This is a genomic window from Ornithinibacillus sp. 4-3 (genome assembly GCF_040958695.1).
In the GTDB taxonomy this organism is placed as follows: domain Bacteria; phylum Bacillota; class Bacilli; order Bacillales; family Amphibacillaceae; genus CALAMD01.
Window position 1 is genome coordinate 3,326,485 of sequence record NZ_CP162599.1, and the last position, 24,796, is coordinate 3,351,280.

The 24,796-nt window shown below is 35.4% G+C and carries 19 protein-coding genes; 8 read left to right on the plus strand and 11 right to left on the minus strand.

Going from position 1 to position 24,796, the window contains the following annotated elements; all coding sequences use genetic code 11:
* Positions 1-305 precede the first annotated feature (305 nt).
* Positions 306-2,150 (plus strand): SLC13 family permease, encoded by a 1,845-nt coding sequence (locus AB4Y30_RS16090; RefSeq protein WP_368653194.1) that lies wholly within the window; start codon positions 306-308, stop codon positions 2,148-2,150.
* 79 nt (positions 2,151-2,229) lie between these two features.
* On the opposite strand, the gene AB4Y30_RS16095 is transcribed toward AB4Y30_RS16090, so the two are convergent.
* Positions 2,230-3,843: an ABC transporter substrate-binding protein gene (locus AB4Y30_RS16095; RefSeq protein ID WP_368653195.1), complete on the minus strand. Its 1,614-nt coding sequence runs from the start codon at positions 3,841-3,843 to the stop codon at positions 2,230-2,232.
* Positions 3,844-4,211: 368 nt separating this feature from the next.
* Between AB4Y30_RS16095 and AB4Y30_RS16100 the strand changes: the two genes are divergently transcribed.
* The 7 genes from AB4Y30_RS16100 (at position 4,212) to AB4Y30_RS16130 (ending at position 11,069) form a co-directional block, all read left to right on the plus strand.
* Positions 4,212-4,916 (plus strand): HAD family hydrolase, encoded by a 705-nt coding sequence (locus tag AB4Y30_RS16100; RefSeq protein WP_368653196.1) that lies wholly within the window; start codon positions 4,212-4,214, stop codon positions 4,914-4,916.
* A gap of 30 nt (positions 4,917-4,946) precedes the next feature.
* On the plus strand, positions 4,947-6,530 hold the full coding sequence (locus tag AB4Y30_RS16105; protein ID WP_368653197.1) for an ABC transporter substrate-binding protein: 1,584 nt from the start codon (positions 4,947-4,949) through the stop codon (positions 6,528-6,530).
* A gap of 19 nt (positions 6,531-6,549) precedes the next feature.
* Positions 6,550-7,488 (plus strand): ABC transporter permease, encoded by a 939-nt coding sequence (locus AB4Y30_RS16110; RefSeq protein WP_368653198.1) that lies wholly within the window; start codon positions 6,550-6,552, stop codon positions 7,486-7,488.
* Positions 7,489-7,561: 73 nt separating this feature from the next.
* Positions 7,562-8,308, plus strand: coding sequence for an ABC transporter permease (locus tag AB4Y30_RS16115; RefSeq protein WP_368655244.1), 747 nt, complete (start codon positions 7,562-7,564; stop codon positions 8,306-8,308).
* A 12-nt stretch (positions 8,309-8,320) separates the two neighbouring features.
* Complete coding sequence (locus AB4Y30_RS16120) at positions 8,321-9,262, plus strand: ABC transporter ATP-binding protein (protein WP_368653199.1); 942 nt, start codon at positions 8,321-8,323, stop codon at positions 9,260-9,262.
* Between the two features lie 149 nt (positions 9,263-9,411).
* Positions 9,412-10,248, plus strand: a complete 837-nt coding sequence (locus tag AB4Y30_RS16125; protein WP_368653200.1) for an ATP-binding cassette domain-containing protein — start codon at positions 9,412-9,414, stop codon at positions 10,246-10,248.
* Positions 10,248-11,069: a metallophosphoesterase gene (locus tag AB4Y30_RS16130; protein ID WP_368653201.1), complete on the plus strand. Its 822-nt coding sequence runs from the start codon at positions 10,248-10,250 to the stop codon at positions 11,067-11,069. The genes AB4Y30_RS16125 and AB4Y30_RS16130 overlap by 1 nt, the downstream gene beginning before the upstream one ends.
* A 52-nt stretch (positions 11,070-11,121) precedes the next feature.
* On the opposite strand, the gene AB4Y30_RS16135 is transcribed toward AB4Y30_RS16130, so the two are convergent.
* From AB4Y30_RS16135 to AB4Y30_RS16180, 10 genes are all read right to left on the minus strand, one after another.
* Positions 11,122-12,714: an ABC transporter substrate-binding protein gene (locus AB4Y30_RS16135; protein ID WP_368653202.1), complete on the minus strand. Its 1,593-nt coding sequence runs from the start codon at positions 12,712-12,714 to the stop codon at positions 11,122-11,124.
* A 508-nt stretch (positions 12,715-13,222) separates the two neighbouring features.
* On the minus strand, positions 13,223-15,256 hold the full coding sequence (locus AB4Y30_RS16140; RefSeq protein WP_368653203.1) for a prolyl oligopeptidase family serine peptidase: 2,034 nt from the start codon (positions 15,254-15,256) through the stop codon (positions 13,223-13,225).
* 262 nt (positions 15,257-15,518) lie between these two features.
* Entirely contained in the window at positions 15,519-17,114 is a 1,596-nt protein-coding gene (locus AB4Y30_RS16145) for an ABC transporter substrate-binding protein (protein ID WP_368653204.1), read from the minus strand.
* 240 nt (positions 17,115-17,354) lie between these two features.
* Positions 17,355-18,350 carry a proline dehydrogenase family protein gene (locus AB4Y30_RS16150; RefSeq protein WP_368653205.1) on the minus strand — a complete coding sequence of 332 codons (996 nt, stop codon included), beginning with the start codon at positions 18,348-18,350 and terminating at the stop codon, positions 17,355-17,357.
* A 159-nt stretch (positions 18,351-18,509) separates the two neighbouring features.
* Complete coding sequence (locus AB4Y30_RS16155) at positions 18,510-19,613, minus strand: M24 family metallopeptidase (RefSeq protein ID WP_368653206.1); 1,104 nt, start codon at positions 19,611-19,613, stop codon at positions 18,510-18,512.
* A gap of 141 nt (positions 19,614-19,754) precedes the next feature.
* On the minus strand, positions 19,755-20,936 hold the full coding sequence (locus AB4Y30_RS16160; RefSeq protein WP_368653207.1) for a M24 family metallopeptidase: 1,182 nt from the start codon (positions 20,934-20,936) through the stop codon (positions 19,755-19,757).
* The gene (locus AB4Y30_RS16165; RefSeq protein WP_368653208.1) at positions 20,917-21,924 is read right to left on the minus strand and encodes an ABC transporter ATP-binding protein; all 1,008 of its coding nucleotides are present in this window, start codon (positions 21,922-21,924) and stop codon (positions 20,917-20,919) included. Before AB4Y30_RS16165 ends, AB4Y30_RS16160 begins: the two co-directional genes overlap by 20 nt.
* Positions 21,875-22,909: an ABC transporter ATP-binding protein gene (locus AB4Y30_RS16170; protein WP_368653209.1), complete on the minus strand. Its 1,035-nt coding sequence runs from the start codon at positions 22,907-22,909 to the stop codon at positions 21,875-21,877. The genes AB4Y30_RS16165 and AB4Y30_RS16170 overlap by 50 nt, the downstream gene beginning before the upstream one ends.
* Positions 22,910-22,930: 21 nt before the next feature.
* Positions 22,931-23,827, minus strand: a complete 897-nt coding sequence (locus tag AB4Y30_RS16175; RefSeq protein ID WP_368653210.1) for an ABC transporter permease — start codon at positions 23,825-23,827, stop codon at positions 22,931-22,933.
* An 11-nt stretch (positions 23,828-23,838) separates the two neighbouring features.
* Positions 23,839-24,756 carry an ABC transporter permease gene (locus AB4Y30_RS16180; RefSeq protein WP_368653211.1) on the minus strand — a complete coding sequence of 306 codons (918 nt, stop codon included), beginning with the start codon at positions 24,754-24,756 and terminating at the stop codon, positions 23,839-23,841.
* Positions 24,757-24,796 lie beyond the last annotated feature (40 nt).

The following is a 24,796-nucleotide window of genomic DNA, read 5'->3' on the forward strand; positions in this document are numbered from 1 at the left end:
TCCCACTCCGATGTAAAAACTAATTGATGTCATTTTAGACAATCCACTTAAGATTTGCTAACAAAGTAAAGAAAACGCTTACATTTATTAACAAATAAAAATTTCTAATAATTATGATTATTCTACATGAACATGGAGCAAATATCAAATGATTTATGAAAGGTATTTTGAATACGTTTTTTCTCGTTCATTATTTTATCCAGCTTTTTATTCACGGATGATAAAAGAAGTTAAAACCTAATTTATCCACACTAAGTACTAGGTCTTATGGTATAATTTCTGAAGATATGTAAAAGGAGGAAAATATGCTAACGACACTTATCATTCTAATTATTGCAACAGCTCTTTTTATTCACGGACGAATTAAATCTGACCTCGTTGCTGTAGGTTCATTAATCGCACTTATTCTTACAGGCATTATTACTCCTTCAGAAGCCTGGGAAGGTTTTTCTAATTCTGTTGTCGTGATGATTGCTGGTTTATTTATTGTAGGAGCAGGAATTTTTAATTCTGGTCTAGCGAATATTCTAAGCAATCGTATTTTAAAGTTTGGAAAAAACAGCGAAACAAAAATGCTAATCATTATTATGCTTACTGTTGGTATAATTAGCGCTTTCATGAGCAACACAGGTACTGTTGCTATTATGCTTCCTGTTATTGTTAGCATTGCTCTAGGTATGAAATCTAGTCCAGCAAAATTTTTAATGCCTCTTGCTTTTGCTAGTAGTTTAGGTGGAATCATCACTTTAATTGGAACACCACCTAATTTAGTTGCAAGTAATGCATTAGTAGAAGCAGGGTTTAAAGGGTTTAGCTTCTTTGAATTTGCTCCTATTGGTATCATTGTCCTTATTACTGGAACACTATTTATGGCTACTATAGGAAAAAAATTATTGCCTAATCGATTTCCTGAAGTAGCTATAGCAGGATCAACCTCTTCAGCAAAGAAGTTAGCTGGTGTATATAAAATTTATCCTGCCTTGCATTTTCTTAGCATTCCAAATACTTCTAATCTAGTTGGAGAGAAACTGGAAAACATTCAGCTTCCAACGAAGTATGGTATGACAATTATAGCAATAAAGCGGAGCAGTAATGGTATCCTTCCCTTAGGACAACAATATAATCAAATCATTCCTAAATCACATACTATATTAGAAGCTGGTGATACTTTATTAGTCATGTGTCCACAGGAAAATATTGAAAGATGTAAACAAGATTACGACATAGAACAATTAGCAAACCATTCAGAAGCAGAAGCACGAAATAGTTTCTTAAACCAAAAGTTTGGGATAGCAGAAATTATTATTACTCCCCAATCCTTATATCGTAATAAATCCATTCGCGACCTTCATTTTCGTAAAAAACTTGGCTTAACAGCACTAGCTATTAACCGTAATGGAAAATTAATTTACCTTGATGTTGCTAAAGAGAAATTACGTACAGGAGATGCTATTTTAATCCATGGGGAATGGTCAAAAATTGAATTGCTGAATGAGGATTCACATGATGTCGTTGTTGTAGGGAATATTAAAGATATTGCTACCTCTTATGCTTCTGCCGGCAAAGCATGGATAGCTGGTATTATTATGCTAGCAATGCTTATTATCATGACCATGGAAGTGATGGATCCTGTTGTTACTGTGTTTATATCCGCAGTTTTAATGCTTATTACTGGCTGTGTACGCTCTACCAAAGATGCCTATCATTCTATTGATTGGGAATCACTAATTTTAATTGCTGCAATGCTGCCTATGGCAACCGCATTAGAAAAAACAGGTGGAGTTCAGTTAATCAGCGATTTTGTGATTGATACGGTAGGAAATTATGGCCCTTTCGCTGTTCTGATAGGATTTTATATTTTAACCACAGCACTTAGCCAATTTATTAGTAATACTGCTGCCGCTGTTATTTTTGCACCAATCGCTCTACATGCAGCCATTCATTTAGATGTTAGCCCATATCCATTTATTATGGCTATTGCTATAGCAGCAAGTATGGCTTTTTCAACCCCTGTCGCATCCCCAACAAATGCACTGGTTATGAATGCAGGTGGTTATAAGTTTAGTGATTTCGTAAAGGTTGGAGTACCTCTTCAAGTAGCGGTTGCTATTGTTGCTCTAATCTTTTTACCATTGTTTTTTCCTTTTTAAAAGATAGGTCTTTCAAAATTAAAAGCAGAGGAATGTGATGATATATCACAACCTCTGCTTAAATATTTGATAGATTCTTTTATTCCTCGATAGATACATTCCAGAAAATTGGGCCTGTAAGTGCATCAATTCCTTCTACTTTCTTATTATAAGCCCAAAAACTATTGTAACCACCAATATTAATGATTGGAAGTAATTCCTCCCAAGCATAAAGCTGTAATTCATCCCAGCGTTGTTGTGCTTCCTCTAATGTCGGTGCAGTTTCAATTTCCTTAATTGCTTCTCCAACAGAGTCGTCATTTACTCCTCCACCAAAAGACGGGCTAAGCGCAATTAATTGCGGAGGCGTACTCACTGTGGATGAGGATGTAATAAACGCATCCCATGCTTCAAAATCATTCCCCATCTTGTCATTCATTGTTGGCCAGTCATAGATTTCTAATGTAGCATTGATCCCTAAGTTCTTTAACTGTTCGTGGATTACTACTCCTACATTATAATGGTGATCATAATCACGAGTCGTCATAATTTTGAATTCCTCTCCATTATAACCGGCTTCTTCTAATAATTCCTTCGCCTTTTCAGGATCATTTTGGTTGTAATACTCACTACCTGCTGTACTTGCCCAGTTCAGAATATTTACGTCCATATATCCAGAATCTAACCAATAGAAATCTTTATTTGGAAATGCAGCCATCATCGTTTCATCATAATTTAATCCTACATTAATTGCTTCACGAATCTTATAATCTGTTGAAATACCTTGTACTTTATTAAATACTAGCATCTCATTTGCATTTGGAGTAAGCATTGTTTCAATATCAGGGTTGCTTTCCATTTGATCATATTGATCGTAAGGAATACTATAAGCAAAATCATACTCCCCTGTTTGTAGGCCAGCAATACGTGTAGAAGTATCAGGTACAAGGTAGAAGTAAATTTCATCTACTAACGCTTCTTTTTTACCTGCTAAACCATCTGGCTCTTCTTCACGAGGTAGATAATCTTCATAGCGCTTATAGTGGAGGTATTGATCTTGTCTCCACTCTACCAATTCAAATGGACCTGTACCAATATATTCTTGGATTCCATCTGCAGACGCACTTTCTATTACTTCTTTTGGCATAATACCTGCCGCTTGCTTAGCCGAAGCCATTGTATCTAAGGTTAATGTAGAAGGCTCTACTAGCTCTAAAATAACCGTATATTCATCCTCTTCTGTCCAAGTCGCATCAACAAATATATTACCTGTAATGGATGACTGTTCTAACCATCTTTCCATAGATGCAATAACATCTTCTGCTTTCATTTCTTTACCATTATGGAATTTAACGCCTTCTCTTAGCTTAATCGTATATGTTTTATTATCCTCTGTATCTATAGATTCCGCTAACATAGGCACTGGTTCAAATTTAGAATTTGTTGTTACTAGACTTTCGAAAATTAATCTTGTTGCATCACGTGCAGCCGTAGCTGTACTTGTCGGCTGATCTAATGTTGGTGGTGCTGCATCAATAGCAATTTTCAATGTACCACCTTTTGTTTGCTCACCATTATCATTTTCTGTTGTATCATCATTTCCAGTTGCATCATCGCTTCCTTCATTATCATTTGAATCATTACTACATCCAATGATTAAAACCATAGAAGCAACAATCATCAGCAATAATACTAAAAACTTGTTCTTTTTCACTTGAGACACTCCCCCATCTAGTTGTTGAATACTATAATGATTTATCTACTTTCTTTTAACACTTTATCTCGCTAAAGTGATAACACATTGTAATATTAATAGATATATATCCTTTTGTCAAACCTTTTTTATCAATTGGCATGCCATCTTTCTATCCTATTATTATATTCTTTTTTGAAAACGTTTTCAAATGGATTTTTGAAAGTTTTATAGTCTATCCCCTTGAAAATCTATGAGATTCATTCTTTACATATTGTTTACCTTCCATTTACATGGAGAAAATATTTGCTCGCTATAATAGCCAGTGAAAGAGATTTCCCAGAAAACTTTAGGAGATTTCTATTATTAAAAGGGGTGTTCATACATACATGACAAGTTACATCTGGTTTGACCTTGGGTACACATTAGTCTACGTAGATAGAGAGGAGAAATACCAGCAGAGATTAAAACAACATGGAATAGACGTATCCATTGAAAAATTAAAATTAGCCTTTCATATGTCAGATAAATATTTTATGAGAGAGTTTCCTGGGTTACTTGGTAAGAAACATCATTTATACGCAGAAGATTATCATCGAATTTTACATCAATATCTAGGATTAAACGAGGGCTTGGATTTCAAAAGATTATCAATGCCTGAAGAAGCGAGCAAACCAAAGGGAAATTGGGTTGCATTCAAAGATACAATTCCTACTTTAAAAAAACTAAAGGAAAAAGGTATCGGTGTAGGTTTAATTTCAAACTGGAATCTGACAGCAAGAGAAGTATTAAAGGAAACTAATATTTATGATTACCTTGATAATATTATTATTTCCTCTGAAGTAAATATCGAAAAACCTAATGAGGAAATATTTAAAATAGCAATGAAAGAGGCAAATGTTTCTGCCGAAGAATGTATATACATTGGCGACAACTATTATGATGACGTAATTGGCAGTAGAAAAGTTGGCATGAGCAGTATTCTAATCAATCCATATGATAGACAAGGTATTGAAGAAATAGAGAATGTACAAATCATAGCTAATATTAAAGATTTGCTTCCTCTGCTTGAACCTATGCCATTATCAAAATAAAAATAACGATATCTAAGGAGAAAATTAAAAATGAAAAAATATAGTGCCCTATTAATTTTAGGAATTCTATTCCTTATCCTAGCAGCTTGCGGAAGCAATGATAACTCAGAATCCTCAGGAGGTTCTGGTGATTCAGCTCCAGCAAGTAATGGTAATGCATCTTCCGAAAAAGAAAATCAAGAAGAACCAGCAATAACTAATGCTATTATTCGTGTTGCAATGAAATCAGAGGTAGATAGCTTAGATCCATACCAAGCTTCTGCAACAGATACTGGCATCATGATGGATAATGTATTTGACGGTTTATTTGATACAGATGAGAATGGAGAGCTTATTCCCAATTTAGCATCTGACTATCAGATTTCAGAGGATAACTTAACTTACACTTTCACATTAATTGAAAATGCTACTTTTCATAATGGAGAAGACTTTACTGCGGAAGATGTTGTCTATTCTTATTCTAGATTAGCAGGATTAGAAACAGGAGAGCCTTTATCTGATAAATGGGCTGTTGTAGAGAATGTAGAAGCAACAGGAGATTATGAAGTAAAAGTTACTTTAAAAAGCGTTGATTCCGGATTTCTAGCTCGTACCATCATTGCTATTTTACCAGAGGGATATGAAGAGCAAGAAACTCATCCAATTGGAGCAGGTCCTTTTAAATTTGTAGATTACAGACCTGGACAATCCTTACTTCTTGAGCGTAACGATGATTATTATATGGAAGATAAAGTTCCACAAGCAGCTGAAATAGAATTTGTATTAATGCCAGATACACAGACAGCAGTACTTGCTTTACAGGCTGGCGATATTGATATTATTCCTGGAGTAAATGCACAACAATTAATGCAGCTTGATGATAGTGTTACAACACTTTCAGGTCCATCCAATATGCCTGTTATCTTTGGATTAAATCATGCAGTTGAACCACTAAATGATATAAACGTTAGAAAAGCAATTAACTTAGCTATTGATAAAGATGAAATTATCAACACAGTAATGCAAGGATCTGCTACAAAAATCGATTCAAACTTTAGCCCAGCAATGGCATTTTTCTATGAAGATAGTGTAGAAGGCTACTATGAAACAGATGTTGAAGCAGCAAAAGAATTACTTGCTGAAGCGGGTTACCCAGATGGATTTGACTTAAAGATGACTGTACCATCCCATGCAACAATGTATACTGATTCAGCACAAATTATCGCGGATCAACTAGGAAAAGCTAATATTAATGTTACACTCGATCCTGTTGAATGGAGCACATGGTTGGAGCAAGTTTATACAGACTTTAATCATGAATCAACGATTATCGGTCTTACTGGAAAAATCGATCCTTATGATGTACTTATCCGCTTTGTAGATGGATATTCTCGTAACTTCATTAATTATAACAATGCAGAATACAATGAAATGATTGAAAAAGCTATTTTAGAAACAGACGATAACGAGCGTGCTACGCATTACAAACGCGCCCAAGAAATATTAGCAGAAGATGCTGCTAGTGTATTCATCATGGACCCAGACTCAAACACAGTAATGAGAGATGGTGTTACAGGATTAAAGCATTACCCAATTGGTAAGTTAAACCTAGAAGATCTATCTATTACGAAATAGAAGGAAGGTATTGTTTTTTATGAAGTTTTTCTTAAAGAAAATAGTATCTTTCATGGCGACAATTTTTATTGTATCACTACTTATTTTCTTTATTTTTAACGTACTTCCTGGTAATCCTGCACAGGCAATTCTCGGAGTTGATGCAGATGACCAGCAAATAAAATTATTAGAAGAAGAGTTGGGGCTAAATCAGCCCCTTCACCTTCGTTATATCGACTGGATTGTCGGTATTTCCAAAGGTGATTTAGGCGATTCCTATAAATATCGTCAGCCTGTTTCAGATATTATTCAAGACAGAATTCCCATTTCCTTCTCTTTAGCTGGTCTTTCTTTGATCCTAACGATTGCGATTGGAATACCGCTAGGAATCTTGATTGCAAGAACAGATGGTAAATGGTCATCTGCCTTATTATCTATTATTACGCAATTAGGGATTTCCACTCCCGCCTTTTGGTTAGGTTTTATTTTAATCCTTCTTTTCGCAGTTAAATTAGGATGGTTTCCAACTTATGGATTCGTACCGTGGTCTGAAGATTTTTGGGGAGCATTTCGTTCTATGTTTCTTCCATCTTTAGCTATTGCAATTGGGAATATTGCGATTGTCATTCGTTATCTAAAAAACTCAATTTTAGACCAATCTAAACAGGATTATGTACGAACAGCTAGAGTAAAAGGCTTAGGATCAAATGAAATTATGTATACCCATGTATTGCGCAATGCACTGCTTCCAGTTCTTACTATTTTAGGATTGATTACAGCAGATACTTTAGGTGGCAGTATTATTATAGAAAATGTATTTGCACTACCTGGATTAGGAAGCCTTCTTGTTACTTCTATTGAAAGTCGTGATTTCCCATTAATCCAATCCCTTATCTTAATTCTTTCTTTAATTATTATTGTTGCTAACTTCATTGTGGATTTACTATATAGAGTCATTGATCCAAGAATTAGAGTATAGGAGTGTCAACAGCGTGCAAAGAAAAAGTATCTCTCTTTATATAGGAGCTTTCTTGGTTAGTATCTTATTTTTAATGATGATTATCAGCATTTTTTGGACGCCATATGATCCAAATGAAATGCAGACAGAAATTGCTTTACAAGGCCCTTCCTGGGCACATCCTTTTGGCACAGATAATTTCGGGAGAGATATTCTTTCCCGTATTTTAGAAGGTTCTAAAACAGCATTCTTCGTTGGAGCTACCTCTATTGTAATTGCTTTGACATTCGGTTTTATCATTGGAGCAGTTGCAGGATACTTTGGAGGAATTATTGATGAGGTACTCATGCGAATTATTGATGCAATTTTAGCTATTCCTGGTATTTTATTTGCCATTATGCTTGTTGCTGTATTTAGTACAGGCATGCAGAACACGATTCTTGCACTCGGAATCATGGGAATCCCTACATTTGCCCGCGTGATTCGAAGTGGCTTTATTCAAGTAAAAGAATTCGATTTTGTGAAATCAAGTAAAGCAAAAGGAGCTGGATCTTTTCGAATTATTTTCAAGCATATTTTGCCAAATATTTTCTCAAGTATCATCGTTGCATCTACCTTATTCTTTTCTGGAGCAATTCTAGCAGAATCTGGATTGAGTTATTTAGGATTAGGTGTTCAGCCACCTGATTCCAGCTGGGGGAGAATGTTAAGCGAAGCACAGGTCTACATGACAAATGCTCCTTGGTATATCGGAATTACAGGAATCTTTATTGTATTATTGGTGCTTGGTTTTAATATGCTCGGTGATGGTTTACGGGACGTAAGCGAAAAGAAAAATTAGGTGGTGAAAGCATTGATTAAGAATAAACCTTTATTAGAAATCGATCAATTAAATGTTTCCATTAAAATCGGCAAAGAAACATATCCTGCATTAGAAGATATTTCATTTCATGTGTATGAAAATCAAGTAATCGGAATCGTCGGTGAATCCGGTAGCGGAAAAAGCTTAACCGCACAATCCATCCTAGGGATTTTACCAACTAATACGGTTGTATCAGGAAGTATTAAATTAGAAGGTGACGAACTGCTTCATAAAGATCAGAAATCCTGGCAAAGGCTTCGTAGTAATGAGATTTCATTGATCTTTCAGGAGCCGATGACAGCTTTGAACCCATTGATGAAGGTTGGTAAACAAATCAGTGAGGTGCTGAAAAAACATACAAAAGGATCTAAAAAAGAATATTACCAAAAAACAATAGCTATTATGAATGAGGTTGGGCTCAAACGCCCCGAACAAGTCTATCATTCCTACCCACATGAATTATCTGGGGGAATGCGTCAGCGTATCGTCATTGCCATTGCACTCGTTAATCAACCAAAAATCATTATTGCTGATGAACCAACAACCGCTTTAGACGTTACGATTCAAGCACAAATTATTAAATTATTAAAGGATATTATGAAAAAGCGGAATGGTGCTATGTTATTTATTTCTCATGACTGGGGTGTTATTTCACAGGTATGTGATTATGTTTTAGTCATGTATGCTGGAAAAATTGTTGAGCAAGGACCTATTGGCGATTTACTAGCTGCTCCTAAACACGCCTACACCAAAGGACTTCTCAAAGCCATTCCAGATTTTAATAAAAGAGGAGAAAAATTATACAGTATCCCTTTACGCGTACCTGCCTTAACAGAAAGACAAAAGGGAAATTGGCCATATGTAAAAGTAACAAAGGAAAATGCGCATGATGCTGCAGCATTTTTTCCAGAAGTTTATAAGGAGCATGCTTAAATGAAGGTCTTCTTTATCGTAGGGATTGACGGGAAATCTTTTAGTTTTTGGTGCTCAGGGCTAGACAATACTAGCTCTTGATAAGCATTAATTTGCGGATCTTTTTATACTTTCTTACTCTATCAAAAAGAATCAAAGGAGCTTATATCATGATAAAGCCGATTATTGAAGTGAAAAATATTAAGAAGTCTTATAAAGTGTCACAAAAGAAATTCAATCAAAAAACTTCTTATATTCATGCTGTAGATGATGTTAGTTTTCATGTTTTACCTGGAGAATCCTTCGGTATTGTAGGAGAAAGCGGCTCTGGAAAATCTACTATTGCCCATTTAATTATGGGCATGAATAAATTAACAGATGGGCAAATTTATTTTAAAGGAAAAGACATTACACAACTTTCTCATGCTGAACAAAAAACACTCTATCGTCATCTACAAATTGTCTTTCAAGACCCGTATAGTTCGTTAAATCCAAGAAAAACAATTGAATGGACCTTAATGGAACCATTGATTATTCACAGTTTAGGTACAAAAGCTTCTAGAAAACAAAAAGTAATTGAGGTTTTAGAAGAAGTTGGCTTAGATGCATCTTATTTGCAAAAAATGCCTCATGAGCTAAGTGGTGGGCAGAGACAAAGAATTGCCATTGCCAGTGCTTTAATCTTAAATCCTGAAGTTATTATTATTGATGAAGGTGTATCCGCATTAGATGTATCTATTCAAGCATCCATTTTAAATTTATTAAATGAGCTAAAAGAAAAGCATAACTTGACCTATCTATTTATCTCCCATGATTTAAACGTCATTCAGTATTTTTGTGATCGAATTGCTGTTGTTTATTTAGGAGAATTAGTCGAACAATTTCGTACCGAAGAATACCATAAAATCGAACATGCAGATTATACACAGAAATTATTTAATGCTATTCCTAGCGTAGCATTCGCCACAGAACAAACTAATTCACTAAGAAAGGAGATGACGATTTAATGAAAATAGGTGTCATTTCCGATTTACATATCGATGCCAATTCGGACGAGCAAATAAGCATTGAAAACTTTGAAGAGATTCTAGCAAATGAGATCAATGAGCAAGAAATCGAGTTATTATTAATAGCTGGCGATGTATCCAATCAAGCTACCCTATCACATCAATTTATCGAAAATATAAAGCAAAAAACGAATAAACCTGTTTTATTTGTTCCAGGTAATCATGACTATTGGAGCAAAGGACAGGAAGAGAAAAATACAAATGAAACATTAGCATACTTTAAAGCACAGGAAGAATCTATTATCGAAAAACCTTTTGTTATTAATGACGAATGGGCTATTGTTGGTCATAGCGCTTGGTATGATTATACTTTTGCTGATAGGCGTTTCAGTGTAGAGGAATTATCTACAGGAAGTTATAATGGACGAGTATGGCAGGATAAGTTAAATACAGACTGGAAAATAGATGATCGTTCCTTATCAAAACAATTTGCTGAAACAGTTCATAAGGATTTAGAGCAAATGAAAGATAAAAATATTATCTTCATGACACATATGGTAACCTATAGAAATTTTGGGGTTAAGCTACCTAATCCTGTATTTGATTTCTTCAATGCTTTTATCGGTACATCTGACTTTAATCAAATGCTACAGACATATAATATCAAATATAATATTATGGGACATGTTCATTATCGAAAACGAGAAGTGGAAAATGGAATTACTCATATTTGTGCTTGCTTGGGTAACCAAAAAGAATGGCATACCCCTGATCTAGCCACAGAAATTAAGCATACACTTCAAATCATTCAAATTAAATAAACAAGCGAGCTCCGCTGCTATTAGGGAGCTCACTTGTCTTATTCAAAGAAATTTATCTATCTATACTAATATTCCATGTGATGAATCCGTCTAGGAATTGGAAGTTTTTCACATTACTTCCTGTTGCCACTAGACGATTATAATCACCTAATTTAATAAATGGAATATTATCAGCATTCCATTGCTGGATTGCTGCATAAGCATCTTTTGTATCTGCTAATGAAGGTTGATGACGGAAATCATCCACTAGCTGATCAAACTCTTCACTATCTAACCAACCTGATTGAGGTCCTTTTGTTAGGAATAAATAAGATGTTGGCTCTGGTTGAGGCCCAAGACCCATGATATTAATGTCATAGTTATTTTCATCTTCTCTTTTCTCAAGAAGTGTTGGCCAATCATATACTTCAAGATTTACTTTAAGTCCAATTTGTTCTAAACGCTCTTGGACTACAACAGAAGCATTGTACTGCTCTTCATAATCACGTGTTGTAATGATTGTGATCTCTTCTCCCTCATACCCAGCATCTGCTAAAATTTGCTTCGCCTTTTCCGGATCATTTAGGTTATAACGATCTTTACGTACATCACTATAGAACAAACCTTCTAAATGCGGCATTACTAAGTTGTGGTTTAGTGTATAATATTCTTCATTTGAAAATCCAGATTGAAGAACTTCTTCCATACTTAATGCTGTTTCTACTGCTTCACGAGCCTTCACATCTGTAAAAAGACCCGCTTTCTTGTTCATTAATAATACTAATGTTCCACCCGGAACAACATGTGTTTCCACATTATCAGCCTGATCTAATTGTGGTGCACTATCATAAGGAACACTATGAATCATGTCATACTCCCCAGACATAATTCCTGCAATACGTGTAGAAGAATCTGATACGAAATGGAAGTATACATCATCTACCAATGCTTCCTTCTTCCCTGCTAATCCATCTGCTTCTTCTGTACGTGATTGATAATCATCAAATTTTGTTAAATGAAGATAAGAATCTGCCTTCCACTCATTAAATTGGAAAGGTCCTGTACCAATATATTCTGTAACACCAGTTTCTGTAGCACTATCGATAACTTCCTTAGGCATAATTGCTGGATAAGAACCTACTGTACCAGTTAATGCACTTAACGTTGTTGATAGTGGTTGTGGTAAAGTGATAATTACTGTATAATCTCCATCTGCTTCAAATACCGCATCTCCAAATTGCTCTATACCACGAGATGATTTTTCTGCCCATCTTTCCATTGAGGCAATAACATCTTCTGCTAACATTTCTTCTCCGTTATGAAATTTAACTCCTTCACGAAGTTTAAATGTAATTACTTTCCCATCATCACTTAGATCATATGAATCCGCTAGCATTGGTTGGAACTCATAGTTGGAATCTACTGCAATAAGCGTCTCATAAACACCTTTCATCATATCCGATGTAGCAACTGCTGTTGTCATATGCGGATCTAATGTTGGTGGTTGAGCAGCATAAGCAATATTCATTTCTCCACCTGCTTGTACTTCCGTTGCTTGGTCATCGTTGGTATTACCATCCTTATCGGAGTTTTTATCACTACATCCTACTAAAACAATTAAAAACATCAATAGTAATAATGCATTTTTTGCCATACGTTTACTCATGTTGAATTCCTCCTGTAAATTGTTTAGTTTAAACTCCTTCTACATGAAATACTTTTCAAAGCAAGTGTGGGCATCACCCCTTAACAAAAATAAGAAGCTTGGATCCATATTGCTAAACAAATTGAACGAAAAGCGCAAAGCGCCCTTACAGGCTAAGAACGCGACGTCCTGTCGCAACGCCTGCACTAGCATATCCTGTGCGTCGTAAAAACGTAGAGATTGAAGTGGCACAACCGAGATAAAGGAAACATGCCCATTTAGGGGTATCCGACGTTAGGCTTTAGCCTGGTTTTAGTCGGGCTTCCTTATAAAACAGAACCGATGTTGACTTATTGTAGGGCGTGACGCGAAATCTCTTAGTTTTTGGCGCTCGGAGCTAGACATGACTAGTTTTGGACAAGAATTAATTTGTGCAACTTTTATATACTTTCTTACTCCCTGAGAAAAGTTTGGGACAAAATATCATATAAATTTGTCCCAGACTCCATTACATATAAGCTTTTAACATTTATTTTGTCGGTAAATAAGCTTGAAGCCAATCAACCATTGCTGATAAACGTGCTAATTTCTTATCTGGTATACCATTCTGTAAGACCACATGACTGCTTTCAGGAATACGAACAAAGCGTGCGTCTTTATTTTGACGTTTAATAAATGAATAGAATTGTTCCCCTTGCTCCATTGGAACTCGTAAATCATCTTCTGAATGAACGATTAAAATAGGTGTATTTACTTTATCTACATATTTCAATGGAGAAGCATCCCATAATTCATCCATGCTTGTCTTACCTGCAAATTCAACTTCAACAAATCCTGGTGCAATATCGCTTGTCCCATTCATCGATACCCAGTTACAAATTCCACCTTCTGAAATAGCTACTTGGAAACGGTCTGTATGAGTAACAATCCAGTTCGTCATATAACCACCATAGCTTAATCCAGTCACCGCTACACGTGTTTCATCTAAGAAATCATACTTCGCTATCGCTGCATCTACTCCATTAATGATATCTTCCATATCTGTTGTTCCATAATTTCCAATAACTGCTTTTGTAAACTCTGCACCATAGCCTGAGCTTCCACGAGGATTCACATAAATTACAGCATATCCAGCCGCACTATATAGCTGCATTTGATGGAAGTAAGTAAAGCCATGTGTAGAATGTGGTCCACCATGAATATCAAGAACTACTGGATATTTCTTACCTTCTTCAAAGTTTGCCGGTTTAATCATAAATCCATGAATCTTCCAGCCTGTTGCAGACTCATACGTATATGTTTCAGGCTCTACTACTTCTATTTCTGACATAAACTCCGCATTACGATCATCAACATATGTTTCTCCTGTTGGGAAGTAATCTAGATTTTCTACTAAATCTTCTGTAAAGGCACGTTGCTTACGTACAATCCCTTGCGCTTTATCAATCTGTACATAGCTAATTCTACCGATTGTGCTTGGTGCAAGATAACTAAATACAATCTTGTCTTTTCCATCATAATCAAAGCTACCAACCACTCGTCCGCCACCAATCACTGTGATTGCTTCCTCTGTTTTATCAACAGTATAACGAACAATTTCATTTGTGCCTTGATGACCAGATAAAACGTAAATATGCTTACTTTCAGCACACCACGCTGGCTTCCATCCTGCTTTATGGTGGCGAGAATCTGTATAAAGCATGTCAGCCAATGTTCCTGGATGTCCATCAGCTAAATTAACTGCTTCCCCACCCTCAGCTGGAATTACGTATAATTCTTGATGTTCTTTTCCTACAATAAAAGCAATTGTTTTTCCATCTGGGGAATAAGATGGGCTAGCTGTTTTCGCTGCATCAAAAATTCTCTCCGCTTTACCACCAGTAGTAGCTACTTTATACAGGCTACCATTAAATAATGGATTATCATCTTCAAAATCAATTGTTGTAAACACAATAGATTTTTCATCAGGTGAAACGGTGTATTCTTCAATATTTACTGAGCCATCTGTTACTACTTTATAATCTGCTGACTCTACGTCAACTGTAATAATTTGCTTTTTCGTACCATTATTAAAACCAACACCATCAAATTTGTAATAAAGCGTATCGTATGTACGATGGCTTGGATTTTTCGTTAATTCGTCTGCAGATGTTGCGTCATTCCATAATCTTACTTCCTCTTGAATCGGTAGTAATGCATATAAAGTTTTTCCACCTGCACCATATGTTAATGAGCTTGGGTTAAAATGAAAATGGGTTAATTGACGGGATGTACCATCTTCACAAGAATATACCCACACTTGAGTACCTTCCTTTTGATTAGATATAAAAGCTATTTCTTTTCCATCAGGAGACCAAACTGGATTTACATTCCATGTGCCTTCAGCTGCAATAACTTGTTTGTTGTCTCCATTAACATCTGCTAACCATAATTCTGCTTTATTATCGTTTTCTTTTTCGCGCGGATAAGTAACTTCATATACTACTTTCTCACCATTCGGGGAAAGCTTCGGATTGTCGGGCCATTGAAAACGAAATAGGTCTTTCTGTGTTACAGTTCTCATTATAAAATCTCCTTTTATTTATATTTATTTTTATAGAAAGGGAATTCTATTTTTTAAAAACCCTTTCTTATTAAACTAGCAAAATGAAAGCGCTAAACTTTTTTGGTAAATCTAAAGAGAAGATTATTAAATGCTTCTCCTTAGATTGATTATAATAATAATTTTTCCTACAAAAAGAAAGGTAAAAATGCCTCACCGATTTACTGCCCATACCAAGCGAATCACGACGAAATTTTTACCTTTCTTGCTTTATTATTGATTATTATTGTTCTTTAGATATGTTCCATGTAATGAAACCATCTAAGAAGTGAACGTTCTTAACTAATTTCTGCGATACATTCACTCGGTTGTAATCGGCTACTTTGATAAATGCAATATCTTCTTCTAGCCATTTCATCATTTCGTCATAGATGTCTTTTGTATCTTCTAATGTTGGTTGATTTCTAAATTCTGCTACTAAGTCATGGAATTCATCGTCATCCATCCAACCAGAATGTGGACCTTTTCCTACAAATAAGTAAGACGTTGGTTCAGGCTGTGGACCGAATCCTACGATATTAATATCGAATCCATTTTCATCCTCTTTTTTCTCTAAGAATGTAGGCCAGTCTACTACGTCTAAACGAACAGATAAGCCAATTTGTTCTAGACGCTCTTGAACTACAATAGAAGCATTGTATACTTCTTCGTAATCACGTGTAGATAAGATAACTACTTCTTCTCCCTCTAGACCTGCTTCTTCAATGATTTGTTTCCCTTTTTCTACATCATTTTGGTTATGTGTTTCTTTACCAAATTCACTATAGAACTGCCCTTCTAAATGCGGCATCACAAGGTTATGATTAATCGTATAATATTTTTCATCTCCAAATGCCGCTTGCATCATTTCATCTAAACTTAGTGCAGCCCGTACAGCTTCTCTTGCTCTAATATCAGAAAAAACGCCTTTTTTCTGATTAAATGTTAATACTTGTGTACTACCTGGAACAATATGAATATCAATATTATCAGCCGCTTCTAGTTGCGGTACGTTATCATAAGCAATGGCATGTGCCATATCGTACTCACCTGAAAGCATCCCTGCTAAACGGGTAGACGCATCTGTGACAAAGTAGAAATATACATCATCAACTAAAGCTTCTTTTTTACCAGCTAGTCCACTTGCCTCTTCATCACGTGCTTGATAATCATCATTTCTTGTTAATTGAATATGTGCATCTTGTCTCCATTCAACAAATTTGAATGGTCCTGTACCAATATGCTCATCTATTCCTGCATCTGGTGCATTTTCAATAATTTCTTTTGGCAAAATTACTGGTGCAGACCCTAAGTAGGAAGTCAATACACTCAATGCAGTGGATAATGGATTTGGTAATACCATTTCAACTGTATATTCATCGACTTCTTCAAATGTTGCTTCTGCAAACTGAGCTCGTCCATTTGTTGACAGCTCTTGCCAACGTTTCATTGATGCAACAACATCTTCTGCCTTCATTTCTTTCCCATTATGGAATGTAACACCTTGTCTTAAATTAAAAGTATATATCAGACCGTCTTCACTAATATCATAAGATTCTGCTAACATAGGCTGAAAATTTTGATCTTCATCAACTGTTACTAATGTTTCATATACACCACGCATAATGTCACTCGTTGCAACTGCTGTAGTCATATGTGGATCAATCGTTGCAGGCTGAGCGGAATATGCAATCTTTAATTCGCCACCTACTTGAACCTCTGAATCTGTATTCGAACCTTCTGCATCATTCTCTGTATCTTCATCTGTATCATTTGAACTACAGCCAACTACTACTATAAGTAATACAAATAATAACAACAGCTTTTTTCCCCACTGCATGTCCTATCCCCCTAAGTTGTTTAAGTTTTCAGATATTGAAACGTTAAATATTTTCCTAAATTATCATAGCAGATTTTCTCTAAAAGTGATAGTAATAATTAAGAATTTATTCATTTATAATATAGTATAAAAAATTGGGAGTTAGGGAAATTTTCAAAAATCTTATGTATAGATTTTCACAATAAAATCAGCGAGTTATGATGACCCGCTGATCGAATTATAATTCTATTTACTTATGTTTTACTTCCTGCGAAATATTTTCCATGCAAGTAATGATGCTGCCGCAGTCCCAATTACAATTGGTGTTTTCTTTACCTTGCCATCTGAATCTAACAAGGCATCTTTCACAATAAAATTTAAATTCTGCGGACGTTCTGCTAGTCTTCTCATGAAATAACCGTACCAATCTTTTCCAAATGGGACATATGTACAGAATTGATAGCCCTCTTTCACCAGCTTTTCTTGCAAATCCGTCCGGAAGCCATATAACATTTGAAATTCAAAACTATCTTTTGAGATATTATGTTCCTCAACAAATTGCTTCACTTCATTAATAATATGATGGTCATGTGTAGCAATTGATGTAAAAGCATCTCCTAATAAGCGTTTCTTAATTAGCTTAATATAATTTTTATCGATTTCTTCCTTCGTTTGAAATGCTACGGAAGGTGCTTCCTTATATGCACCCTTTACTAAGCGAAGCCTTAAATCCTTTAATCTTACTAAATCATCTTCTGTACGGAATAAATAGGCTTGCATAACAGTTCCAATATTACTATATTCTTCATGTAATTTAATTAAAATATCTATTGTTTGGTCATAGTGCGCATAATCTTCCATATCAATATTTACAAAAATATTGTACCCTTTTGCAGTATCCATAATTTCACGCATATTGGATAAGCAAAACTCATCATCCACATCTAAACCTACTTGTGTCAACTTAATGGAAACATGACAATCTAAATTTTCTTCATTAATTTTATGAAGTACATTTATACAGTGGTTCTTTGCCTCTAATGCTTCCTGTCGATCAAAGACAAACTCTCCTAAATGATCAACTGTACAGCTCATTCCCTGTGCATTTAATCTTTTTACACTTTCAGCCATCGTTGGAATATCAATGCCTGCTACCACACGTGCAGCGCCTAATTTCAATCCCCATTTTTTTGCTGCACTATTCATCAGCTTGTTTTTAGATAAATAAATGAAAAAATCCTTTGAAATATTTGCCATGGTGGATACTCCTTCATTATAGTACATGTTCAATAGTCCAATAAAACATTCTCAAAACTGAATTACTTTGTATGAAGCTTCTCGAACATCATCTGGTATAGACTCTATTTTTATTTACTATACCATTATATCTTAGTAAGTGGTAATTTTCAGTCAACTTTATCCGTTAATCACCTGTAAATGTTTCGGGTACTTTGTTAATACCTCTGGACCAGATTTTGTTACAAGAACATCATCTTCAATCCTTACTCCACCAAAGCCTGGTATATAAATCCCTGGTTCAATCGTAAATGTCATACCAGCTTGAGCAAGTTCATTATTTTTGCCATGCATGGATGGATATTCATGCACCTCCAGCCCTAGCCCATGTCCAACTCGATGGATATAGTATTCACCATAACCTTTTCCAGCAATCACATTTCTAGAAGCCTCGTCTATATCCCCTAATCTGGTTCCTACTGTAGTAGCGTTAATTGCCGCTTCATTTGAATCTAATACTGTATGATAGACTTCCTTCTGCTTTTCATCTACTGATCCAAAAACAAATGTGCGTGTAATATCTGAATAATATCCATCCACTTCTACACCTAAATCAAATAAAACAAAATCCCCATCTTTCAGAGATACATCCCCCGCAGATCCATGAGGTAGGCTACTCTTTTCGCCAAATAATACTAGTGGAAAATTAGAAATCCCACGTATTCCCTCTTTACGTAATTGGTATGTAATATGAGCTGCTACTTCGACTTCGGTAACTCCTGCTTTTAATGCCTTTACACCAACCTCTATCGCATAATCTGCTAATCTAGCCGCTTCACGCATTTTTTCAATCTCTGCTTCATCCTTTATCAGACGCATTGCCGATAACCTTTCTCCCATGGATATAACAGGTGCTTCTGGATATAAATTCTTCAATTGATTCACTCTAGCATAAGAAATTTCTTCTTCCTCAACCGCAAATTTCTTTATTGAATCAATTCCTTTCGCAGCAATAGATGCACTAATAAGTTCCCATGGATTCTGGTCATCTGCCACTCCAATTATTTCATGTTCCCAGCCCGTTCTTGTTACTTGCTCTGCTTCTAGTTGCGGACAAACCATGATTGGATCATCATTTGGAAACACAAGTAAGCCCAGTAATCTCTCCATCGGATTACAAGCAAACCCAGATAAATAATACACATTAGGAACAGCATGTACAAAAGCAAAATCAATCTCCTGATCTTTTAACCAATTTGCTAGTTTATTTATTCTATCGCTCATTTTTAATCCTCCTGTTTTTGTAAACTTTATCATCAATCAAGAAAGGAAGAATTGTATCTAATATAATAAATTCAGATACAAAGTCTTCCTCTAATCTTTCATTAAAACGCTATACTAAAGTTCTTGAAAAATAAGTTAATATTATTTACAAATTAAAGATTCTAAATCACGTGGATAATAAGTCAGTAATTCATTTCCCTCTTCAGTAATTAATACGGTATCAGAATGTCGAAATCCTCCAATTCCTTGAACATAAATACCAGGCTCCACAGTAACTACCATTCCTGGTTCCATGATTGTATCATCTCCTAAATCAAAGAATGGTGCTTCATGACCTAATAATCCAATATTATGACCAGTATGATGTAGTGTTAAATCCGTAATTCCTTGTTCTTTAAAATATTGCTGTACTGCTTCTTCTACCGACGAATGTGGAGCACCCGGCTTAATAGCATTAAAAGCTACTTCCTGAGCTTCGTACATATAATTGAAATATTTTTCTTGTTCTTTAGAAACTTCTTCAACAAACATTACTCTTTCTAGCTCACTATGATAACCGAACACATCTGCCCCTGCACCAGTTACAAGTGTATATCCTTTTTGCATAACAATATTTTGGGTTACTGCGTGAGGAAATGCAGATTCTGGACCAACTTGCCCACGAAAGCCAGCACTTGCCGTACGACCATGCGGTTTATAATCTGGTCCAAGTGTCTCAATCATAGCCATTGTTGCTTCCATAGATGCACGACTAGTAATCTCAATTTCACTTAAACCAACTTTAGTATATTTCTGTAATAAGCGATGTGCTAGGTTTCCCCAACGACACGATTCTTTAATTAATTCAATTTCATTGGCTGATTTTATAAATCGCATCTCTTCTATCATCCCGAAAACAGATACAAATTCTTTAGCTTCAATTAACTTGTCTACTGAAGGTCCGCGATATCCCTGTGATGATCCATACCCAATCGAATCATAACCAATTGTTTTTCCTTCCACTCCATACTCTTTTAATAGATCTTTAAAATATTCCATTGGATGCTTGATTCCTGGATATTCTGGATAAGAATGTACATAGTCTATAACACTATACTCTTCCGCATGATCATGTTCTAATGCCGGAACAAAAAGATGGAATTTTTTCTCGGGATCAATAATTACTCCAATTGGTCTCTCTGTTGGGTGAAAATGGAATCCTGTTAAATAGAAAATATCCGTGATTCCAAAAAGTACAGCTGCATCACATTTTTTCTCTTCCAGCTTTTTTAAAAACTTCTGTTGACGTTCCTTCATTTCAGATTTAGGTATTGATAGTAACATTTTCTACTTCCTCCTTATTATTTGTATATAAATGACATTTTGCTGAATGACCGTTTTCAAACTCTATTGTTTGTGGCGCAACTTGCTTGCATATATCCATTGCAAAAGGACATCTTGTATGAAAAGTACAGCCTGATGGTGGATTTGCAGGGCTTGGTACATCTCCAGTCAATATCACCCTTTCTCTTTTTTCTTTAGGATGAGATATTGGGACTGCTGATAAAAGCGCCTGAGTATATGGATGTTTAGGGTTATCAAATAAATCTTCTGTTTCTGCAACTTCTACAATTTTCCCTAAGTACATTACTGCAACTCGATCTGTCATATGTTCAATAACACTTAGATCATGAGATATAAATAAATAAGTTAAACCAAACTCTTTCTGTAGATCGAGCATTAAATTAATTACTTGCGATTGAACAGACACATCCAATGCTGAAACTGGTTCATCAGCCACAATAAAATCTGGTTGTAATATCACTGCTCGTGCAATTCCTATACGTTGTCTCTGTCCACCAGAAAACTCATGAGGATAACGATCTAAATGATCTTTTGATAATCCCACAATTTCCATTATTTTAATCACTTCTGTTAAACGATCTTTTTCTTGAAATCTTTTGTGTACTCGAATAGGCTCCATCAAAATTTGTTTAATCGTTTTTTTAGGATTCAATGATGCATATGGATCCTGGAAAACCATTTGCATACTTTTACGAAGTGAGCGTGTTTCTTTATAGGATAAAGATAAGACGTCTTGTCCTTTAAATATTACTTCTCCTGAAGTTGCATCTGTTAGCCTTAAAATTGTTCTTCCAGTCGTTGATTTCCCACAGCCCGATTCTCCTACTAAAGCAAATGTTTCTCCTCGTTTAATAGAAAAGCTTACATCGTCAACTGCTTTAACAACAATTTTGGGCTTAAACATACCTTGAGATATTTCAAAATACTTTTTGAGATTCCGAACTTCCAATAGTGGTTTCGCTTCCATCTTCTCCCCTCCTATAGTTTTCGTCTTGAAGCCAACATTTACTTAAATGATTATCTTTTTCAAAAACCGGCGGAGTTTCTTCGATACATTTTGAAAACGCAAATGGACAGCGGTTTGCAAAAACACATCCTTTCGGTATTTCATTAGGTCTAGGTACTTGTCCTTTAATAGAATAAAGTCTATCCTTCCTCTGATTTTTAGAAGGTAAAGATCTAATTAAACCTTGTGTATATGGATGCTGTGGATCATCAAATAATTCAACTACATTAGCCATTTCCACTACTTCTCCTGCATACATAACTACTACACGATCACACATTTCTGCAATTACTCCTAAATCATGTGTTATTAACAACAATCCCATATCATTTTCTGTTTTAATCTTTTTCATTAACTCTAAAATTTGTGCTTGAATGGTTACATCCAGTGCAGTTGTAGGCTCGTCCGCAATCATTAACTTAGGTTGGCAAAGTAATGCCATTGAAATCATTACCCTTTGTCTCATTCCTCCTGAAAGCTGATGTGGATATTCATCAATAATTTGCTCTGCTCTTGGGATTCCTACTTGTTTTAAAACATCAATAACGGCTTTTCGCATTTGTTGTTTCGACATTTTTTTATGCTGTAGTAATGGCTCACTTAATTGCTCACCAATTGTAAATACGGGATTTAATGAAGTCATCGGTTCCTGAAAGATCATTGAAATTTCATTTCCACGAATCTTTTGAAACTGTCTATCATTTAATTTTGTTAAATCTTTTCCATCAAACATTATCTTGCCTTCAACAATTTCGCTTGTACCTGAAGGAAGTAATCCCATGATCGATAATGAGGTTACACTTTTCCCACTTCCTGACTCTCCTACAACCCCCAATGTCTCACCTTTTTTTATTTTAAAATTCACACCTCGAATTGGTTGAACAATACTTTTTCCGCTTCTGAATTGTATTTTAAGATTTTCAATTTCTAAAAGAGCTTCCGACAATTCCCTCACCTCCAAGTGTGTTTACTCACCCAATTCTGGATCCAATGAATCTCTTAACCAGTCACCAAATAAATTTACGCCTAAGGCAGCAATTAATATTGCAATTCCTGGAAAAGTAATTAACCACCAAGAACCAAAAATATAATCTTTACCTTCACTTAACATATTTCCCCAAGCAGGTGTCGGAGGCTGTACTCCAAAACCTAAGAAACTAACAGATGCTTCTGCGATAATATAAGTAGCTACTTGTAAAGAAGCTAAAATAATCATCGGTGTAAATAAATTTGGTACGATATGTTTTACTAAAATTTGTAATCTAGATACTCCTGTAGCAATACATGCTGTAATAAATTCCTGCTCACGAAGTGCTAGAACTTCACTTCGGATAACACGTGCAAAAATCACCCAACCTCCAATTGCTAAAGAAATAATAATATTACGTAATCCTGTTCCAATAATCGCATTTACTACTAATACCAATAAGATAAAAGGAAAACTAAGTTGCACATCTACAATTCTCATTAGGATGACATCAATAATTCCTCTAAAGTATCCTGCAATGATCCCAACTATAGTGCCAAATACACCCGCAATTAAAACTGTTGAAAGTCCAATAACTACAGAAATTCTAGCACCTACTATTAATCTAGAAAAAATATCTCTTCCTAAATGATCTGTTCCTAATAAATGTCCATCTGTTAAAGGAGGTAATAGTTTTTTGCTAAACTCTGCATGAAGTGGATCATATGGAGCAAGATATTGTCCAAAAATACTAATGATAAGTAGCAACACAATAATGATAAAACCTAACATGCCTGTCCAGCTGCGAGAAAGATTACTGAAAAATGTAAGAACTCTTGATTTCTTCTCGTCGAATGCAGCTGGTTTAGCCATTGTTTCTTCTGTCTTTGCAGTCATTTTATATTCACCTACTTCACTCTAATTTGTGGATTTACATATGCGTATAACACATCAGCTATAAAGTTAATGAGAGAATAGAATATAGCAATCACAAATACTCCAGCTAAAACAATTGGAAAGTCCCTATTTAGAAGTGACTGCATAAGCAATCTACCAAGACCAGGCCATGCAAAAACCACTTCTGTGATTACTGCCCCACCAAGTAAGGTTCCGAGATCAAGTGCCACTAATGTGATGATGGGAATCAATGAGTTTTTCAGTGCATACCTCATGATTAGTCTTCCTGTTGGAGCTCCTGATGCTTTAGCAGTACGAATATAATCTTTTCTCAATATATCTAGCATTGTTGACCTTGTGAATCTGGTAAACCTTGCCACACTATACGCAGCTAATGTGATAGTAGGTAATATCATATGTATCGGAGTTCCTCCCCCACCTGAAGGAAGAAGTTGTAATTGTGCTGCAAAAAAATAGATTAGCAATAAGCCTAGCCAAAAGCTTGGTACAGCTTGTCCTACTACCGTTAATGCAACTCCAACTCTGTCAAAAAAGGTATTTCTTTTATATGCCGAAAGCACACCTAGAGGAATAGATATTAATAACGAAAGAAATAACGCCGAAAATGCTAATTGGGCAGTTGCTGGAATGCGCTCTAACACTAGTTTTAAAGCGTCTTCATTACTTCGAATAGAGTCTCCAAAGTTACCTTTCACTGCTTTTACCATGTAATCTGCGTACTGAACAAATATTGGTCGATTATAGCCATTTTTTTCTCTATATTCTTCAATCTGCTCTTGTGATGCATCCATAGGTAGAAACAGCGAGACTGGATCCCCTGATAAGCGCATTAAAAAGAAAACCGCTGTCAGAACTAATAAAACAACTAGTATTACTTGTAAAAATCTTTTAATAATGAAATCTAACATAAAGGGATTCTCCTTTTCACCTAAGACATAGATTAGGTAA

Coding starts and splice junctions, on each gene's coding strand:
- AB4Y30_RS16180 (WP_368653211.1), bottom strand. CDS start 24,756: ATGTTAGATTTCATTATTAAAAGATTTTTACAAGTAATACTAGTTGTT.
- AB4Y30_RS16155 (WP_368653206.1), bottom strand. CDS start 19,613: ATGAGCGATAGAATAAATAAACTAGCAAATTGGTTAAAAGATCAGGAG.
- AB4Y30_RS16125 (WP_368653200.1), top strand. CDS start 9,412: ATGATAAAGCCGATTATTGAAGTGAAAAATATTAAGAAGTCTTATAAA.
- AB4Y30_RS16105 (WP_368653197.1), top strand. CDS start 4,947: ATGAAAAAATATAGTGCCCTATTAATTTTAGGAATTCTATTCCTTATC.
- AB4Y30_RS16090 (WP_368653194.1), top strand. CDS start 306: ATGCTAACGACACTTATCATTCTAATTATTGCAACAGCTCTTTTTATT.
- AB4Y30_RS16160 (WP_368653207.1), bottom strand. CDS start 20,936: ATGTTACTATCAATACCTAAATCTGAAATGAAGGAACGTCAACAGAAG.
- AB4Y30_RS16145 (WP_368653204.1), bottom strand. CDS start 17,114: ATGCAGTGGGGAAAAAAGCTGTTGTTATTATTTGTATTACTTATAGTA.
- AB4Y30_RS16110 (WP_368653198.1), top strand. CDS start 6,550: ATGAAGTTTTTCTTAAAGAAAATAGTATCTTTCATGGCGACAATTTTT.
- AB4Y30_RS16115 (WP_368655244.1), top strand. CDS start 7,562: ATGATGATTATCAGCATTTTTTGGACGCCATATGATCCAAATGAAATG.
- AB4Y30_RS16175 (WP_368653210.1), bottom strand. CDS start 23,827: ATGACTGCAAAGACAGAAGAAACAATGGCTAAACCAGCTGCATTCGAC.
- AB4Y30_RS16135 (WP_368653202.1), bottom strand. CDS start 12,714: ATGAGTAAACGTATGGCAAAAAATGCATTATTACTATTGATGTTTTTA.
- AB4Y30_RS16150 (WP_368653205.1), bottom strand. CDS start 18,350: ATGGCAAATATTTCAAAGGATTTTTTCATTTATTTATCTAAAAACAAG.
- AB4Y30_RS16165 (WP_368653208.1), bottom strand. CDS start 21,924: ATGGAAGCGAAACCACTATTGGAAGTTCGGAATCTCAAAAAGTATTTT.
- AB4Y30_RS16130 (WP_368653201.1), top strand. CDS start 10,248: ATGAAAATAGGTGTCATTTCCGATTTACATATCGATGCCAATTCGGAC.
- AB4Y30_RS16100 (WP_368653196.1), top strand. CDS start 4,212: ATGACAAGTTACATCTGGTTTGACCTTGGGTACACATTAGTCTACGTA.
- AB4Y30_RS16140 (WP_368653203.1), bottom strand. CDS start 15,256: ATGAGAACTGTAACACAGAAAGACCTATTTCGTTTTCAATGGCCCGAC.